Genomic DNA, 16,511 nt, shown 5'->3' with positions numbered 1-16,511 from the left:
ACCCACCCGACCCCGACGGGACCGCCGCGTCAGTGCGCGTACCGGGCGATGAGGTGGACGGTCACCCGCCTGCCGTCACGCAGCGCCACCACCGACCCCGTCACGACGTCCCCGGCGCGCCGGTACACCTGGTACGAATCCGCCTCGAAGCGCCATCCGACGGTGTCCGGGATGGCCGAGGCCGGCATCGGGAACCCGGGGTCGGTGGGCGCCATCGTCGCCGGCTGCGCCGGGTCCGCCGCCCAGCCGCCCAGGATCCGGTCCAGGCACCCCGGCGACGTGCGGAAGCGCAGGTACAGCTCGCCCATCGGCCCGGTCACGTCCTCGGTGTTGGCGTACCGGAGACCGTCCACATCACACGGCAGGCTGACCTGGTAGTGCGGCAGAATGTCGTCCTCGAAGTCGCCCCGGGTCGCGCCGAAGAGGCCGTCCGGATGCCGGTAGGGCCGTGGCCCCCAGAAGTGCGCCGGTGGATAGAGCGCCACCGCCACCGCGACGACCACCAACCCGATCAATCCCCAGCGCCAGAGCCGATGCCTGGGCCAGGTCGCTTCCATCCCCGTCATGGGCACGAGCGTATGGATTTCGGCAGGCGTGGTGGAAGCGCGATTTCGGCCGCCGACGGTGCGCCGAGGGCTACCCCGCCCACGCCTGCCTGGTGGTGACCACCGGCGCTCCGGTGCGTACCGACTCCTCGATGGCGACGCTGATCAGATGGTCCTGGCAGGCCTCGGCCAGCGGGTACGGCGCGGGTCCCTCGTCCCGCGCCCACGCGCCGGCGCGGACCAGGATGTCAGCCACCGCGATGTCGTCGTCGGACATCCCACTGCCGACGAACGGGTTCCGGTAGACGACCTCGCCGTCGAAGCTGATGTGCTTCAGGTCGAGCCCTTCCAGATTGAGGTCCAGACCCGTCTGTCGCCGAATGAGGGACGACTCCACCGGCGTGGTCGGGTCGACCAGCCGGACGACGCTGTCGTCCACCAGCTCACCGCGCGAGCCCCGGACCACGAGCCGGCGGCCGCGCAGCGGATTCCACCACTGGTTGTCGGTGAAGTCGTACAGGCCCATCCGCCCGCCGAAGTCGATGGTGGCGAGGGTGGTGGACATCTGCTGCGGGGTGTCGTCGCCACTCCAGCCGGCCGGCGACAGCGGGTTGGCCAGCGGCGCGACGAAGGCGCGCGCGTTCACCTCGGCGGCGTCGTACCCGACACCGAGCAGGCCACGGATCAGCGAGACCGCGTGGTAGAGGTGGGTCGACGAGATCTGCACCGAGGTCGGCTCACCGAGCACCCCCGCGCGGACCAGCGCCAGCCGGGCGGCGTGGCCCGGCATCAGCAGGTACTGCTCGGCGACCTGCACCAGACCGCTGCCGCCCACGTCGGACCACAGTGCCCGCAGCCCCGCCAGGTCGGGCGCGGGCGGCGTCTCGGCCAGCACCGGTACGCCCGCCGCGACCAGCTCACGGGTCGCGTCCGGGGTCACCGGCCAGGGCACCGACACGATCACGAAGTCCGGCCGCTCGTGGGCGAGCAGCTCGGCCGCCGTGCGGAAGGACGGCACGCCCCACTTGGCCGACACCTCGGCACCGCGCGCCTCGGTACGCGTCACCACCCCGGTCGCCCGGAACCGCTCCGGCAGCGACCGGGCCAGGCGGAGGAAGAACTCACCCCGCCAGCCACTGCCGATCAGGCCGAACCGGGTCTGCGGTGTGGAATCCACTGGCTCTCCTCACGTCGAGCCCGGATGCTAGCCGTTACGCAGAAAATGATGTTCCCAACGTGATCCACACTGACTAGCCTCGGTCCCGTGCAGATTGGCGTGAACGTGCCCAACTTCGCCCCGGGCACCGGCATCCGCTGCGCGCCATGCGGGACGCCTGGGCCGCCAGCGACGACCTGACCGAGATCCGCCAGCCGGAACGCGCGTGGCGGACCCTCGCGGCAGTGGCCGCGTACACCAGGAACCAGGAGGCCCGATGACGTCCGACGACGAGAGGCTGCTGCGGCGTGCCGTGGCCATCGCGGACGAGGCCGGAGCAGCCGGCGAACGGCCGTTCGGGTCGTTGCTCGCCGCCGCGGACGGCACCGTCCTGATCGAGGACCACAACACCGTGGTCTCCGACTCGGACGTCACCGCCCACCCGGAGCTGAAGCTGGCCCGCTGGGCGGCCCGCGAACTCGCCCCGGACGTCGCCGCCCGCACCACCATGTACACGAGTTGCCAGCCCTGCCCGATGTGCGCCTACGCGATCGACCGCTCCGGCCTCGGCCGGGTGGTGTACGCCCTCTCCGCCGAGCAGTTCGAGGAGGTCAAGCCGGCCACCCCGGCGCTGCCCCCGGTGCGTTACGAGGGCCCCGCGCTGTTCGACGAGGCCCGCCGGCCGATCGACGACCACTACTGAGCCGGGCTCGACCGCTCTCGCCTCGCCAGCGACCAGGTCAGGTAGGGGTGGTCGAGCCGCTGGAAGCGGACCGGGTCGGCGAACTGGCTGACGTGGTAGGCGGTGCCGCGGATGAGCACACCTCGGCGCACCGACATCGATCGCCGCAGGGCGACCCGGCACATCCGCGCCGTCTCACTGAGTCGGGGCACGCTCCGCGCAGTCGGCGTAGCGCCAGGCCGCCGCCAGGTCCCGGCTCGTCACGATCAGCCTGCCGGAGAGACAGACGATCTCGTGTTGGCACCCGTGCTCGTGCGGCAGCACCTCGTCCAGCATCACGTCCTGGAGGTGGACCACGCCCAGACCCTGGTCGTCCGGCTCAATCGTCAGGCTCCGGACGCCGCTGTAGCGGATCGTCAGGTCCTCCTCGTGCTTCCAACAGTTGTGCCGCAGGTACAGCTCAAGCCAGCGGCCACCGTCCGTCTCCCCGGACGTCAGTCGCGCGGGCTTCAGGTCCTTGACGCACCGCTGACCGAAGAAGTCGTAGTGGTCCGGGTCAGTGGCGAACCTGCCCGCTCCCTCGGGCAACGACTCGGCAAGTGACGGCAACTCCAGTAGATATGCCTCGGGGTCCAGCGCCACGCCGTGGTTGGTCCGTTCGACACTGACGTACCGCACTGCCGCTCCCCCTGTCGCAGTCGTCAACCGAGGGAAGTCTGGCATCCGTCGCACCCGGCTCGCCAAGCAGTTGCGCTGAGCCGCGGTAGGGTCACGAGTCCCAATCGACTCAAGGAGCGTCGGGTTGGAGCCCTTCGGGATGTCGCATGACGCCTTCGGGCGGCTTCGCCTCGCCGACTTCCTGGCAGCGGAGCACCTTGAGCAGCTTCGCGGCTGGGAGTACCTGGAGCGTTGCTGGATCGGGGAAGCGTCCGGCTTCACGGAGTGGCTACGCCTTGAGTCCGCTCCCGAGGTGACGCGTTCGGTAGCGATCGACCTCGTCGCCCTGCCGGAGTCAACGGCTCAGAGAGATTCGTGCCGGATCGGGTCACTCTCGTCTTCCACATCGGCGCTGCCGAGCGCTACGAACTGAGCTGCACGGTCCACGAGGAGCAGGGGCTGATCTACCTCACGATGCACCCCACACCGCTGCATTGAGAAAGGCCGTCTCCCACCACGGGAAACGGCCTTCGAACTGGGTGGAGCTGAGGGGATTTGAACCCCTGACCCCCTCGATGCGAACGAGGTGCGCTACCAGTCTGCGCCACAGCCCCCCACCGGCGAACCGGCTTCGGTCCCACCCGGCTGTCACCGGGCGGGCCGGCAGCAAGGCTAACAGGTCGCCTGCCTCCACCGCGAATCCGCCCCCCGCGCGGCGCTGCGACCTGCCCGAAGATCGACTCGGGTTTCACGAAACCGGGCTATTGCGGACGCCGCGATCACCCGCCTTCCTGCAACCCGAGTCGATCAACGCCGCGATCACCCCCTTTCTGCAACCCGAGTCGATCAACGCCGCGATCACCCGCCTTTCAGGAACCCGAGTCGATCAAAACCGCGACACCGGCCGGCGGCGCGCTCAGGCGCCGCGGCCGGCCTCGTAGGGGCGGCCGCGCAGACCACCGGCGCGCCGGTACGACACCGAGCCACCGTTCACCGCGGCCGGCAGGTCGCCCGGCCGGTCCAGGCCCATGGCGGCTCTGCGTACCCCCTCACGCTGGGCGGCAAGGCGGCGCTGGGCCTCGCGGCGGGCCGCCGCGCGACGGGCCTGCTCCCGGCGCACCTCGGCCTGGCGGGCAGCCAGCCAGGCGGCCTCGCGGGCCCGGGCGCGGCGGCGCCGGCGGCCGGCGAGGGCGCGGCGGCGCAGGTGTACGACGTACAGGGCGAGGAGCAGGAAGGTGACCCCGAAGCCGACCCAGAAGCCGGGGCTGACGAACAGCACGCCGATCAGCTCGACGACGTTGAGCAGCAGCAGCGCGGCGAGCACCCGACGTCGCCGGTACACGGCGGGGGTGTGCTGCCGCCGGGGCGGCGGGCGGCGGCGGCGCGACCGCCTCGGAGCGGGGGGCACCGCGCGCAGCCGACCGGAGCGGCGGGCGGCGGGCGGCGCGGAGACCGGCGGCGCGAGCGCTCCGGTAGTCGCGTCTTCACTGAGGGTGACGACCAGCGAGCGCGGCGGGTGGAGCGGTCGCCGTCCCGGCACAGTGCGCCGCCGTCGGCGGCGCTGGAGCACCCGCGCCGTCGACTGCGCCCGCTCCGCCACCAGCCGCTCGGTGGCGTCGTACCGACGAACCAGCGCCGGGGCCAGGGCGAGCAGGCCGGCGGCGGCGAGGACGGCGAGGAGCACCGAGGTCGGCACCCTCACCCCTCCCGTCGCCGAATTCGAAGCAATCGCTCTCCCACCGCAGGATCTTCCATCGATCACGCCCAGGTGCGTGGATCATCCGGCCGGTAGAGCGCTTGCCGCAGCTTGCAGTTACTTGAGGTTACGGTGCGCCGACCGGGATGCCACCGCGCCGCGCCGATCCCGTCCGTGGGACGACCGGGACGGGGTCGGAATCTCCGCCACGTCCGCTGCGGCACCGGGGACCTCCCGGCGGCCTCCTACCGCGCACCGGCGCGCACCCGGTGCCAGCGGGCCAACAGGCCGCCCTCGGCCGCGATCTCCTCGCTGGTCATCGCGTATCCGATGTGGTCCCGCCAGGCGCCGTCGATGTGCATGTAGCGCACGTGGTACGACTCCTCGCGGAAGCCCAGCTTCTCCACCACCCGCCGGGACGGACGATTCTCCGGGCGGATGTTGACCTCCACCCGGTGCAGCCCACCCGGCCCGAACGCGTGGTCCACGGCGAGCGCGAGCGCGGTCGGAATCACCCCCTGGCCGGCGACGCGGGCGTCCACCCAGTAGCCGACATAACCCGAGCAGAGCGCCCGTCGCACGATGCTGCCCACATTCAGGTGCCCGACCAACCGGTCCCGGTCGGCCTCGCGCAGGCACACCGCGAACGGCATACCCTCACCCTCCCGGGCCGAACGGCGCTGGTCACGGTGCACCCAGCGGAACGCGGCCGGCGAGTTCAGCTCGTCCCATCCGCCGGGCAGCGACGACTCCCACGGCGCCAGCCAGGCCTGGTTGGCACGGCGCACCTGCGACCAGGCCGCCGCGTCGGAGCGCCGGTAGGGCCGCAGCAGCACCGGGCCGTCCGCCAACTCCACCGGCCAACCCGGTGACCGCGCGGGTCCGAAGAGACTCACCGGGACAGTCTCCCGCGCGGGACCGTACCGCGCGCAAGTGGACCCACCACCCCGGCCGCCACGGCGCGGAGGTGGTCTCCTGCGGCACCGGAGCGGGCCGTCACCGGCGGCGGTCGAGCAGCAGAACGTCCACTGTGGAGCCGGCCGCCGCGGTGGTGACCCGCTCGCCGAGCACCAGCAGCCCGTTGGCCTCGGCGAGCCCGGAGAGGGTGAACGGCCCGCCGCTGAGCGGCTGGACCGTGTATCCGCCCCCGCGCCGCTCGGCGACGTGCGCCGGCCGGAATTCCCGCAGCCCCGCCGGGGACGACACGGTCTCCAGCAGGTGCGCCCGCACACTGGGGCGGAACACCGGCTCGGCGCCGGCGAGCAGTTGGATGGCGGGACGGGCCAGCACCTCGAAACCGATCAGCGCGGCGCCCGGATCGCCGGGCAGGCAGACCACCGGCACCTCCTCGGCGCCGACGGTGCCGAACCCGAGCGCGGCGCCGGGATAGAGCGCCACGTCGGTGAACGTGACAGGACCGGCGCGCCCGCCGTCGCGGCGGGAGAGGATGCGACGCACCATGTCCCCGGGGCCGGTGCCGGTGCCGCCGGTGGTGATGATCAGGTCGGCCCGCAGCGTCTGATCCTCCAGCAGCCCGCGCAGCCCCTCCGGGTCGTCGTCGCAGATGCCCACCCGGTACGCCAGCGCGCCCACCTCGGCGGCGGCGGCGGTCAGCGCGTGCGAGTTGGCGTCCACCACCTGACCGGGCTGGCTTCCCCGGCCCACGTCGACGAGTTCGTCACCGGTGGCCACGATGACCACCCGAGGGCTCGGCCGGACCACCACGTGGCCGATGCCGGTCGCCGCGAACACCGCGACCAGGGCCGGGGACACGTACGTGCCGGCACGGGCGAGCAGCGCACCGGCGGGCAACTCCGCACCGGCCCGGCGTACCCCGTACCCCCGCTTGGGGGTGCGGAAGATCTCCACGGCGGCCATGCCCTGGTCGGTCCACTCCACCGGAACCACCACGTCGGCGGCGACCGGCAGCGGCGCTCCGGCGGCGACCGAGAAGCACGAGCCCGGGGTCAGCCGCACCGGCCGCCAGCTCGCGGCCCCGAGGTCGCCGACCACGTTGAGCCGGATGCTCCGGCCCCCGCGAGTGCCGGAGGGGGCCGGGACGTAGCTCGGGCCCCGGCCCCCTCCGGATATGTCCTCCCAGCGTGCGGCGTAGCCGTCCACGGCCGCCTGGTCGAAGGCCGGGAAGGCGTGCGGCGCGACGACGTCCTCGGCGAGGACGTTGCCGTGCGCCTGGGTGAGGTCGAGGTCGAGTGGCGGCAGCGCGCGCAACCTGCGCAGCACGCTGCCCAGGTAGTCGGCGAGCGGCGTCAACTCGTTCGCGGCCGCCTCGGCGTCGGCCGTCGCGGTCATGTACCAGATCCGCCTGCCGTGTCGGCCTTGACGAAGTCGGCCAGCCAGGAGCGGAACTCGGTGCCCAGGTCGTCGCGCTCGGCGGCGATCTGCACCACGGTCTGGAGGTAACCCAGCGGCATGCCGGTGTCGTAGCGGGTGCCTCGGTAGACGATCGCGTGCACCGGGGTGCCCTCGGTACGCAGCAGCTCCATCGCGTCGGTCAGCTGGATCTCCCCGCCGCTGCCCGGCTTGGTCCGCCGGATCGCGTCGAAGATCCTGCCGGGCAGCACGTAGCGCCCGAGCACCGCGAGGTTGCTCGGCGCATCCTCCGGTTGGGGCTTCTCCACCATCCCGGTCACCTTGACGACCTCGCCGATGTCGGTCAGCTCCGACTCGGCCGGCTCGACGGAGGCGATCCCGTACCGCTTGGTCTCGGCCGGGTCGACCTCGAAGAAGGCGAGCACCACGCCACCGGTGCGGGCCTGCAACTCGATCATCGCCGGCAGCAGCGGCTCGGACGGCTTGACGAACTCGTCGCCGAGCAGCACCGCGAACGGTTGGTCGCCGACGTGCGACTCGGCATACCCGACGGCGTGGCCGAGACCGAGCTGCTCGGGCTGGCGCACCGTGTAGACCTCGGCCAGTTCGCTGGGCCGACGCACCGCGGCCAGCCGCTCCGAGTCGCCCTTCTCCGCCAACCTGCTCTCCAGGTCCGGGCGCCGGTCGAAGTGGTCCACCATCGACGTCTTACCCCGTCCGGTGATCAGCAACACGTCACCGATGCCGGCCTGGGTGGCCTCCTCGACGATGTACTGCAACACCGGCCGGTCCACCACCGGCAGCAGTTCCTTGGGCACCGCCTTGGTGGCCGGCAGGAACCGGGTGGCCAGTCCGGCGGCCGGGATGACGGCCTTGACCGCGAGGGGACGGCCGGTTGCGGCGACCGTCGATGAGGGGTTCGCTGAGTGCTCCGACATGCCGCGAGACTATCGGCCACGGCTCTGCCGCGGCGGGTGTGGCCCAGAAGACGCGCCGCCGGGCGACCCCGGCCGTGTCGGGTCCGGGCCGGCCCGGGCCCCGCCGGTCGCGCTGTCCGCCGGGTCGCCGGCCGCCTCCGGCCGGGCCTGCGCCGACCCCGCCGGCGACGACTCCGGTACGCCCGCGGTCGGCTCCGACCGGGCGGGCCCGCCCGGCTCCCGGATGACCGGCACGGGCTGGCCGGCGCGCGGCAGCCCGTCGGGTGGCGTCGCCGCGCACGCGAGCACCGGTATCTCCCGGGTCGGCAGGTCCGCTGTCTCCTGGGTCGGCGGCTCCGCGCGCGCCTCGGCCAACCGGTAGGTGTCCCGACCGGCGGCCTTGGCCTCGTAGAGCGCGTCGTCGGCGGCCTCCAGCACCTCCCGCCCGGTGCTGCCGTTGTCCGGGTAGACGGCGATGCCCACCGACACCGTCACCACGACCGGGCCGGCGTACCCCTCGACGGCGATCGGCGTGTCGCGGACCGCCGCGCCGAGCCGCTCGGCGACGATCGCCGCGCCCCGCGCGTCGGTCTCCGGCAGCAGCAGCACGAACTCCTCGCCACCCTGCCGGAAGGCCAGGTCGACCTCGCGGATCTCGGCGCGCATCCGCCTGGCGAACTCGGCCAGCACGGTGTCCCCGGCCGCGTGCCCGTACGTGTCGTTGACGGTCTTGAACCGGTCGAGGTCGAGGGCGAGGACGCTGAGCATCCGGCCGAAGCGGCTGGCCCGCTCCACCTCTCGCCGGATCGACTCGCGCAGGTAGCGGTAGTTCCACAGCCCGGTGAGCGGGTCGGTGAGGGAGAGGCGTTGCGCCTCCTCGTGCACCCTGACGTTGTCCACCGCCACCGCCGCGTGTCCGGCGAACGTGCGCAGGGTGGCCAGGTCGTCGTCGTCGAACTCGTCGGCGCCCAGCCGGTCGTAGAGCGCCAACACGCCGAGCGCCGCCGCGCCGGTCTCCTCCGCAGGGATCGGCGGTGCGCCACTGCTGCTGTCGGGGGCCCCGTTACGGGCTCCCGGTATGGCGCTGCCGGTGGTCGGGGCCGCGCTGCCGGGGGCGGCGAACGGAACGGCGACGTAGGTGCGGCAGCGCGGCTCGCCCGACAGCGTCCCGGCCGGCTCCGCCCTGCCCCGACGCGGCTCACCGGTGGCGGCGACCGCGCCGACCACGCCGACGCCCACCGGCACCCGGAGCGTGTGCGCGCCGTCCGCGTCCTCCTCCGGCCAGCGCCCGTCCAGACCCTCTGTGCACTGGGCGACCAGCACCCCGCCGCTCTCCACCAGCAGCACGGCGCCGGCCCGCGCGCCGGTCGCGCCGATGGCGCTGCGCAGGATCACCCGCAGGATGCGTTGCAGGTCGTGCGTGCTCGCCAGGGTGTCGCCGAGCACCGCGAGGTGCCCGCGGAGCTGGTCCCGGTTGCTCGTCAAGGCCGCGACGTAGGCCCCGGTCTCCCGGGTCATCCGGTTGAACGCGACAGCCAGTCGACCCAGCTCGTCACGCCCGCGCACCGGCACCCGGGCGGTCAGGTCGCCCTGCGCCACCCGGTCGACCGCGCCGGCCAACTCCACCAGCGGCCGGGTGGTCACCCGGGCCAGCCGCGACGCGGTCAGCACGGCCAGCACCCCGGCCAGCACCACCACACCGACCAGCGTGGCGTGCAGCCCCGCTGGCCGCTCGCCGGGCACCGAGAGCACCAGCGGCAGCGGCAACGCCTCGGTCGGCCCGATCCGGCGCACGTACCGGCCCTGGCGGGTCTCGGTGACCTGCTCACCCCGGACGGTGCCGGCGGCGGCCAGCACCGCGTCGCGTACCTCGCGGGACTCCGTCGTGTGGGTGACCCGCGCGTCGCCGACACCGCTGTCCAGCAGGGTGACCGCCACCCCGGTCACGGCCGCCAGCCGCGCCACGAAGGCCGGGTCGACCCGTTGCGCGGCGGTCACCGTGCCCAGCCGGATGCCGGCGCGGTCGCGCAGGTCGACCCGGGCGGCCAGCGCGCCGACCGGGTTGGTCGGGTCGTCGGCCCCGTCGTTGGTCGGGGTCGGGTCGTTGGTCGGGATCGGGTCGGCGGTCGGGGTCGGGCCGTTCGTCGGGCTGCTGGCCGTGGGGTCGCTGGTCTCGCTGGGGGTGCCGGCGCTCGTCGGGGCGGCGCAGTCGCGCCACGGTGTCGACGGCGCGTCCGGCGAGACGTAGGTGACCTGGCCGGTCACGTCCCTGATCGACACCGCGGCGGCCAGACCCCTGTCGACCAGTTGGGCGGCGACGACGGCCGGCTCGGCGGTGAGCGCCACCGCGTCGGCGGTGGCCCGTAGCTGCTGGCAGAGCGCGTCGAGCGAGGTCCGCACCGTGGACGCCGCCACGGCCAGACGCTCGGTGGACCGGCTGCGGTCGACCGACCCGACGATGGAGACCACGAAGAGCGCGCCGAGCAGGACCGGCCCGAGCACCACCACGAGGAAGGCTGCCGTCAAGCGCCCGCGTAGCGTCACTCGTCCCCCCGGAAGTTCCGCCTCCGTCGCTTGCGATGCTGACACAGAGCAACCGTGAGAGAGGCGTTGCGTCAGGAGTGTTGCGTGCCGGAATTTTCTGATGAAGCGGAAGTGACCCGAACGGCGAAGCGGGACGCGCGCGTCGAGCTGCTCGCCCGCCGCCGGTCGCTGCCGGCCGCCAGCCGGGCGGCCGCCGCCGGGCGCGTCCAGGCCGAGCTGGTTTCCCTGGTACGCCGGCTGCGCCCATGCCGGATGACCGCGTACGTGCCGGTCGGCTCCGAACCGGGCGGGGCCGACCTCCCCGAGGTGCTGCGGGCGGCGTTACCGGCCGACGCCGAGCTGCTGCTGCCCGTGCTCCTCGCCGACAACGATCTGGACTGGGCGGCGTACACCGGTCCGTCCACCCTGATCGCCGCGGGCCGGGGTATCCGGGAACCCACCGGCGACCGTCTCGGGGTGGCCGCCGTGGCGCAGGCGGACCTGGTGGTCGTACCGGCCCTCGCCGTCGACCGCCACGGACGGCGGCTCGGGCGCGGCGGCGGCTCGTACGACCGGGCGCTCGCCCGGGTGCCCGAGGCGACGGTGACCGTGGTCCCGCTGCACGACGGCGAGCTGGTCGAGGCGCTGCCGGCGGAACCGCACGACAGGCGTGTGCGCGCAGTCGTCACGCCGGCCGACGGGATGCGTACGCTTGACAACGGCCCGGGTACGGCGCAAGGTGTCGCGCCCCACACGTCCGCTGGACGAACCCGGGGCGAATGACGCACCATTGGCACTCGAATACGTCGAGTGCCAACTGGCCGAGCCAGATCCGGAGGAGAACGTGCCCACGTACCAGTACGCCTGCACCACGTGCGGTCAGCAGCTCGAGGCGGTGCAGTCCTTCTCTGACGAGCCGTTGACCGAGTGCCCGGCGTGTCAGGGGCGGCTGCGCAAGGTCTTCAACTCGGTCGGCATCGTCTTCAAGGGTTCGGGCTTCTACCGCACCGACTCGCGGGCGTCCGGCTCGGAGAGCAACGCCGGTGGCACGGCCAGCAAGACGGCGAAGTCCGAATCGTCCTCGGGTGACAGCTCGTCCTCGTCGTCCGGGTCGTCCTCGTCGTCCGGCTCCTCCGGGTCGTCCTCGGCGGGCTCCTCGTCGGGGTCGTCCTCGGGCGGGTCGAGCGGCTCGTCCTCGGGCGGGTCGAGCGGCAGCAAGACGGCGGCGACAAGCTCCGCCTCCTGAGCAGAGATCAAGGCCCGGCCGGCGCACCCGGTCGGGCCTTGATCCACTCAGCTTCCTGAAAGTCGGCCCATCCCGCCGGGCCGGAAAGCCCACCCTCCGGCCCCGTCCGACCGACCCGCCGCCACCGAGGCTTGATCCACTCGACTCCCTGAAAATCGGCCCCTCCCGCGGGGTCGGAGAGCCCGGTTTCCTTGAACTCGAGTCGATCAAGGCCGGCGTCACCGGTCCAGCCGGCGTCATAGCAGAGCGAGCCGGTGGACGGGCGTTGTCCACAGGCCCACCGGCTGTCCACAGGTGCCCGCCGTCGGCCAGCCTGCCTGGGCCAAGGTCGCTTAGCCTGCGCCGATTGGTGTCGCTCGATGCCCGGCGACGGGAGGCGGCGAAGGTGATGGGCGATCGGGATTCCACGCGGGCGCTTCGGCCGCTGCGCCGACTGACACCGCCCGGCGGGCGCACACTGCTCCGGGCCAGCCTGGTCGCCGCGCTGCTGGGACTGGCCGCCGCCGTACTGCACACCCCGCCCGGCTGCCCACCGACGACGGTGCCCACGCGGGCGCCGACCGGGGCGGACGTCTCGGCCCGATAGGTCGACGAGTTCCGGACGACCCGCTCCGGCAGGAGCGACCCCCTCGACGGGTGGGACGCCCCGGCCGGCGGGACGCCAGGGCGCCAAGGGCGCCCAGACAACCAGCGCGACGGACTGCCGGGTCGGGCTCACCGCCGAGGGCAGGCGGGATCAACTACCACCCGACGGCCGGCCGAACCAGGCCCGGCGCGAGGGCGCGCCGAGGTCCGGGGCGTGGATCAGCACCCGGGCGTCGCGGTGCTGTCGAGGTCAGTCCCAGTGCGGCGGTCGTTCGGCGAGTAGCCAGTCGTCGTTTCCGCCCGAGCGCTCGCCCCAGCCGCGGTCGGTGTCGTCCGAGGTCTGCTCGGGCAGCACCACGAAGTCCTCGCTCAGGTCCACGGTGCGGTCGTCGTCGCCACGCACGCCCTGCACGCCGGGGTCGTCGATGCTCACGAGCGGCAAGACTAGCGCAGCCGGCGAGCGCGTACGGGACATCGACGATGGCACGCCGGCCAGAAACGACCGGGCCGCCAGCCGCGTTGGTAGCGTCGGACAACGTGACGACCCCCAGCGGTGGCAGCACCCCGGACGACGACTACTGGCGACGCCCTGGCACCGATGACGGCCCGGCGAGCCAACCGCCGGCCGCGCCCGCCACCGCGCCGCCGACCGGGCCCACGAGCCCACCACCGGCCACCCAGCCCAGCCAAGTGCCGACCGGGCCCGCCGGTCCGCCAGAGGCCGGGCAGCCCAGCCCGGCACCTGCCGCACCGGTCAACCCACCACCGCCAGGACCGACCGACCCACCAACCACCGAACCCACCAACCCACCACCGCCAGGACCGACCGACCCGCCGACCGCATACGCCGGCCCTCCGGGCAGCGCGTACGCCGGCACCACGCCGACCGGTTACGCCGGCCCGCCGCCGAGCGTGCCGCCGCCGGCCGGTTGGCGCCCGCCCGTACACCTGCAGCCGGCGCCGCCGCGACCGCTGCCGGCGCAGGACATGGCCGACCTGGACGCCGCCGAGCAGCGGTCACAGCGGGTCACCTACGGTTTCGGCGCGGCCGCCGGCGTGGTGTTGCTGGTGCTGCTCTGCCTGCTCTGCTCGCGGGTCGTCTTCTGACCCCGCGACTGTCGGCGGCCCACCCGGCGGACGCCCCGCGGGCGACCGGTCAGAGGGCGACCGGTCAGAGGGTGTTGCCCCAGACGGCCGTCGCGCCGCTGTGGCCGGTGAGGTAGACGTAGCTGAGAGCGGCGATGGAGAGCGCCACCACTGCCACCGCCAGCACCGGGGTGACCAGCGCCGGCAGTGGTGGCAGGCGGGGGTGGTCACTGGTCGCCACCAGCAGCAGGATGGCCGCGATCCCGAGCGGCACCACGATCCGGAACAGGATGTCGCCGTAGCGGGAGTGCTCGAAGATCTGGTCGAGGATCGGCCCCTGGAAACCACGGGCGACCAGCGCGTCGGTGAGCGCCTCGCCCGACTTGACGGCGACGTAGGCGGTCACCGGCGCGGCCAGGGCGAGGAGGCCCAGCGCCCAGTCCAGCCGACGCCGCCAGCGCGGCAGCCCCACGTATGCGACGGCCAGCACCGCAAGCAGCGGCACGAACACGACGACCGCGTGGACGACCAGGGCGTGTACCGGCAGACCCAGGATCTCCTCGAACATCTCACCCTCCCAGTGGATCATGGTCAGGGGTGGTCAGCTTATGGTCCACCGATCGTCCCCAGGCTCTCGACAGGAGACACGTGCGACGCCCCGCTCAGGTTCACCGGGGTCGTCCCGCCGGTGACGGTGCCCACCCGCTGCTGGCGACGGTTGTCGATGCTGTTCGGGCGTGCTGTCATTGACAAATGTCCCGCGCCGAGGAGCTGCTGCGATCAAGGGGCCTGCGCGTGACGCGGCCACGGGTCGCGGTGCTCGACGTGCTGGCCGAGGGCGGCCATCTCGAGGTCGACGAGATCAGCCGGCGGGTGCGCGAACGTCTCGACTCGGTCTCCACCCAGGCGGTCTACGACGTGTTGGGCGCGCTCTCCCGGGCCGGGCTGTCCCGCCGGATCGAGCCGGCGGGCAGTCCCGCCCGCTACGAGGCCCGGGTGGGCGACAACCACCATCACGTGGTCTGCCGGGGCTGCGGTGAGATCGCCGACGTCGACTGCGCCACGGGCAGCGCCCCGTGCCTGGAGCCGAACGGCACGCACGGGTTCGAGGTCGACGAGGCGGAGGTGACCTTCTGGGGTCTCTGCCCGGCGTGCCGGGCCCGCCGCTCCGCCGACGTCTGACCGGGCGGCCGGTGACCAGCGGAGTCGGTCCGGCCGTGGCACTCTTGGACGGTGGACTCCGATGACCTCGGCCTTTTCGGAAGCGGTTCGGTCACCTGGAAGGTGCACGAGGAGCCGATCCTGATCGTCGCCGGCCTGCGTTCGCTCTATCTTCAGGCGTTGCATCCGCTGGCCATGGCCGGTGTCGCGCAGAACAGCAACTACCGCGCCGACGCCTGGGGTCGCCTGGTCCGCACGGCGACGTACGTGGCGACCACCGTCTACGGGACGACCGCCGAGGCGGAGGCCGCCGGGGCGCGGCTACGGCGCCTGCACGCCCGGTTGCGGGCCACCGATCCACTGACCGGCGAGGAGTTCCGGGTCGACGACCCGGACCTGCTGCGCTGGGTGCACGTCACCGAGGTGGAGTCCTTCCTCGACACGGCACGGCGGGCCGGGCTTCCGCTCACCGACGACGAGGTGGACGGCTACTACACCGAGCAGCGTCGGTCGGCCGCCCTGGTCGGTCTGGACCCGGCCACGGTGCCGGGCACCGCCGCCGAGGTCGCGGAGTACTACCGAGACATACGGCCACAGTTGCGGATGACCCGGGAGGCCGCCGAGACGGCGCTCTTCCTCACCGCTCCGCCGCTGCCGTGGAAGCTCAGCCTGCCCGTCCGGCTGGGGCTCACGCTCGGCCCGCCGCGCTGGGCGTACCTGGGCATCGCCGGCACCGCGTTCGCGCTGCTGCCGCCGTGGGCCCGCCGGATGTACGGTGGCCTCGGTCTGCCGACCACGGCGCTCTCGGCGGACCTGACCGTACGCGCGCTGCGGCTCGCGCTCACCGCGGTGCCCCGCCGCTATCTGGAGGGGCCGTTGCTACAGGCCGCCAAGGAGCGGGCCGCGCGTCACGCCGCGCTGTCGCTCGCCGGCTGACCCGCCCCTGCCCGGCTCACGGGTTCATCGGCTCGGTCGGACGGTCCACCGCCGCCCAGGGCTCCTTGCCGGGCGTCTGCGCTCCCGCCGGGCAGTGTCGCCGGAAGTCACACCAGCCGCAGCGCGGGCTGGGCGCCACCGGGAACGCCTCGTCCGCGTCGGCGCCGTCCGCGACCGCCCGTTCCGCGGCCATGATGTCGCGCGCCGTGTCCTCCGCCCGGGTCAGTTGCCGGGCCAGCGACTCGACGGTGTGGTCGTGGGCGGCGACGGTGCCGGTCGGTAGGTGGTGCAGCTCCACCCGACGGCACGGCCGGCGGAAGACCCGTTCCGCCGCGTAGGCGTAGAGCGCCAACGCCTGCGAGCCCCGGGCGTCGTCCGTGTCCAGCCCCGTACGGCCGGTCTTGTAGTCGACGATGACCAGCTCCGGGCCATCCGGGCCGGGCCGGGAGTCGATCCGGTCGGCGCGACCGTTGAACGCCAGCACCGCGGTCTTGACCGCCACCACCCGTTCCACGCCGAGCGGGTCGGAGTCGGGCTCCAGCGTCTCGACGTACGCCTCCAGCCAGCCCAGGGCCCGCTGGTAGGCGGCCCGTTCCTGCTCGTCGTCGCGGTAGCCCTCGCGGACCCAGGTGCCCTTGAGCAGAGTGGCCAGCGCCTCGGGACGCCGCCGGTCGGCGGGCAACGCATACCAGTTCTTCAGGGCGGTGTGCACGCTGGCGCCGAGCGAGTTGTGCGCCCACGGCGGGCCCTTGGGTGGGGCCGGCCGGTCGACGTAGGAGTAGCGGTAGCGGCGCGGACAGTCCGCGTACGCGCCGAGCTTGCTCGGGGTGCAGACGAAGAGTCGCTCCGGCATGCCCTCGAAGCCGAGTTGCTCGGTGTCGCCGGCGCGCTGCCGGGGAGCCCGACCACCGGCCGCCGGTCGTCCCGCTGATGAGGATCGTCGCACGCCTGCGATCCTGCCATCCGCCCCCGACAACACGGGGACGCCGG

20 protein-coding genes, 1 tRNA gene and 1 pseudogene are annotated in these 16,511 nt (G+C 73.4%); 8 read left to right on the top strand and 14 right to left on the bottom strand.

The window, feature by feature from the left end:
- Nucleotides 1–29 precede the first annotated feature (29 nt).
- Nucleotides 30–566: a hypothetical protein gene (locus O7634_RS13530; protein ID WP_278150477.1), complete on the bottom strand. Its 537-nt coding sequence runs from the start codon at nt 564–566 to the stop codon at nt 30–32.
- Between the two features lie 70 nt (nt 567–636).
- Nucleotides 637–1,722, bottom strand: coding sequence for a Gfo/Idh/MocA family oxidoreductase (locus tag O7634_RS13525; RefSeq protein ID WP_278150476.1), 1,086 nt, complete (start codon nt 1,720–1,722; stop codon nt 637–639).
- A gap of 256 nt (nt 1,723–1,978) precedes the next feature.
- Here O7634_RS13525 and O7634_RS13520 point away from each other — a divergent pair, with 256 nt between their 5' ends.
- Entirely contained in the window at nt 1,979–2,404 is a 426-nt protein-coding gene (locus O7634_RS13520) for a nucleoside deaminase (RefSeq protein WP_278150475.1), read from the top strand.
- On the opposite strand, the gene O7634_RS13515 is transcribed toward O7634_RS13520, so the two are convergent.
- Nucleotides 2,398–2,595, bottom strand: coding sequence for a hypothetical protein (locus O7634_RS13515; RefSeq protein ID WP_278150474.1), 198 nt, complete (start codon nt 2,593–2,595; stop codon nt 2,398–2,400). The genes O7634_RS13520 and O7634_RS13515 overlap by 7 nt on opposite strands.
- The gene (locus O7634_RS13510) at nt 2,579–3,061 is read right to left on the bottom strand and encodes a hypothetical protein (protein ID WP_278150473.1); all 483 of its coding nucleotides are present in this window, start codon (nt 3,059–3,061) and stop codon (nt 2,579–2,581) included. Before O7634_RS13510 ends, O7634_RS13515 begins: the two co-directional genes overlap by 17 nt.
- A 354-nt stretch (nt 3,062–3,415) precedes the next feature.
- Between O7634_RS13510 and O7634_RS13505 the strand changes: the two genes are divergently transcribed.
- Entirely contained in the window at nt 3,416–3,538 is a 123-nt protein-coding gene (locus O7634_RS13505) for a hypothetical protein (protein WP_278150472.1), read from the top strand.
- 42 nt (nt 3,539–3,580) lie between these two features.
- Here the strand turns inward: O7634_RS13505 and O7634_RS13500 are convergent.
- The 6 genes from O7634_RS13500 to O7634_RS13475 all read right to left on the bottom strand — a co-directional run bounded on the left by O7634_RS13500 (nt 3,581) and on the right by O7634_RS13475 (nt 10,528).
- Nucleotides 3,581–3,654 (bottom strand) — tRNA-Ala (locus O7634_RS13500).
- Between the two features lie 302 nt (nt 3,655–3,956).
- Nucleotides 3,957–4,742 (bottom strand): hypothetical protein, encoded by a 786-nt coding sequence (locus tag O7634_RS13495; protein WP_278150471.1) that lies wholly within the window; start codon nt 4,740–4,742, stop codon nt 3,957–3,959.
- A 239-nt stretch (nt 4,743–4,981) separates the two neighbouring features.
- Complete coding sequence (locus O7634_RS13490) at nt 4,982–5,632, bottom strand: GNAT family protein (RefSeq protein WP_278150470.1); 651 nt, start codon at nt 5,630–5,632, stop codon at nt 4,982–4,984.
- A gap of 100 nt (nt 5,633–5,732) precedes the next feature.
- Entirely contained in the window at nt 5,733–7,046 is a 1,314-nt protein-coding gene (gene glp / locus O7634_RS13485) for a gephyrin-like molybdotransferase Glp (protein ID WP_278150469.1), read from the bottom strand.
- Nucleotides 7,043–8,005, bottom strand: coding sequence for a UTP--glucose-1-phosphate uridylyltransferase (locus O7634_RS13480; RefSeq protein ID WP_278150468.1), 963 nt, complete (start codon nt 8,003–8,005; stop codon nt 7,043–7,045). The genes glp and O7634_RS13480 overlap by 4 nt, the downstream gene beginning before the upstream one ends.
- A gap of 9 nt (nt 8,006–8,014) precedes the next feature.
- Complete coding sequence (locus tag O7634_RS13475) at nt 8,015–10,528, bottom strand: diguanylate cyclase (RefSeq protein WP_278150467.1); 2,514 nt, start codon at nt 10,526–10,528, stop codon at nt 8,015–8,017.
- An 84-nt stretch (nt 10,529–10,612) separates the two neighbouring features.
- Between O7634_RS13475 and O7634_RS13470 the strand changes: the two genes are divergently transcribed.
- Together O7634_RS13470 and O7634_RS31895 are read left to right on the top strand one after the other, a co-directional pair.
- On the top strand, nt 10,613–11,290 hold the full coding sequence (locus O7634_RS13470) for a 5-formyltetrahydrofolate cyclo-ligase (RefSeq protein WP_278150466.1): 678 nt from the start codon (nt 10,613–10,615) through the stop codon (nt 11,288–11,290).
- Nucleotides 11,178–11,492: pseudogene (locus tag O7634_RS31895) on the top strand (FmdB family zinc ribbon protein); the annotation flags it as partial. The gene O7634_RS13470 and the pseudogene O7634_RS31895, both read left to right, overlap by 113 nt.
- A 14-nt stretch (nt 11,493–11,506) precedes the next feature.
- On the opposite strand, the gene O7634_RS13460 reads toward O7634_RS31895, so the two are convergent.
- Complete coding sequence (locus tag O7634_RS13460; protein ID WP_278154137.1) at nt 11,507–11,764, bottom strand: hypothetical protein; 258 nt, start codon at nt 11,762–11,764, stop codon at nt 11,507–11,509.
- 338 nt (nt 11,765–12,102) lie between these two features.
- Between O7634_RS13460 and O7634_RS13455 the strand changes: the two genes are divergently transcribed.
- Nucleotides 12,103–12,339 (top strand): hypothetical protein, encoded by a 237-nt coding sequence (locus O7634_RS13455; protein WP_278150465.1) that lies wholly within the window; start codon nt 12,103–12,105, stop codon nt 12,337–12,339.
- Nucleotides 12,340–12,588: 249 nt separating this feature from the next.
- Here the strand turns inward: O7634_RS13455 and O7634_RS13450 are convergent, their stop codons facing one another.
- Nucleotides 12,589–12,771, bottom strand: a complete 183-nt coding sequence (locus tag O7634_RS13450; RefSeq protein ID WP_278150464.1) for a hypothetical protein — start codon at nt 12,769–12,771, stop codon at nt 12,589–12,591.
- A 104-nt stretch (nt 12,772–12,875) separates the two neighbouring features.
- Here O7634_RS13450 and O7634_RS13445 point away from each other — a divergent pair, with 104 nt between their 5' ends.
- Nucleotides 12,876–13,445, top strand: coding sequence for a hypothetical protein (locus O7634_RS13445; RefSeq protein WP_347404251.1), 570 nt, complete (start codon nt 12,876–12,878; stop codon nt 13,443–13,445).
- Nucleotides 13,446–13,509: 64 nt separating this feature from the next.
- On the opposite strand, the gene O7634_RS13440 is transcribed toward O7634_RS13445, so the two are convergent.
- Entirely contained in the window at nt 13,510–13,992 is a 483-nt protein-coding gene (locus O7634_RS13440; RefSeq protein WP_278150463.1) for a DUF2231 domain-containing protein, read from the bottom strand.
- A 185-nt stretch (nt 13,993–14,177) separates the two neighbouring features.
- Here O7634_RS13440 and O7634_RS13435 point away from each other — a divergent pair, with 185 nt between their 5' ends.
- Nucleotides 14,178–14,606: a Fur family transcriptional regulator gene (locus O7634_RS13435; protein ID WP_278150462.1), complete on the top strand. Its 429-nt coding sequence runs from the start codon at nt 14,178–14,180 to the stop codon at nt 14,604–14,606.
- Between the two features lie 51 nt (nt 14,607–14,657).
- The gene (locus tag O7634_RS13430) at nt 14,658–15,521 is read left to right on the top strand and encodes an oxygenase MpaB family protein (protein ID WP_278150461.1); all 864 of its coding nucleotides are present in this window, start codon (nt 14,658–14,660) and stop codon (nt 15,519–15,521) included.
- Nucleotides 15,522–15,537: 16 nt separating this feature from the next.
- Here O7634_RS13430 and O7634_RS13425 read toward each other — a convergent pair whose 3' ends face one another.
- Complete coding sequence (locus O7634_RS13425; protein WP_278150460.1) at nt 15,538–16,467, bottom strand: PD-(D/E)XK nuclease family protein; 930 nt, start codon at nt 16,465–16,467, stop codon at nt 15,538–15,540.
- Nucleotides 16,468–16,511 lie beyond the last annotated feature (44 nt).

The organism is Micromonospora sp. WMMD1120, from assembly GCF_029626235.1.
Taxonomy (GTDB): Bacteria; Actinomycetota; Actinomycetes; order Mycobacteriales; family Micromonosporaceae; genus Micromonospora.
The sequence above is the reverse complement of the archived record's forward strand: the minus strand, read 5'-3'. Positions and strand labels throughout refer to the sequence as shown.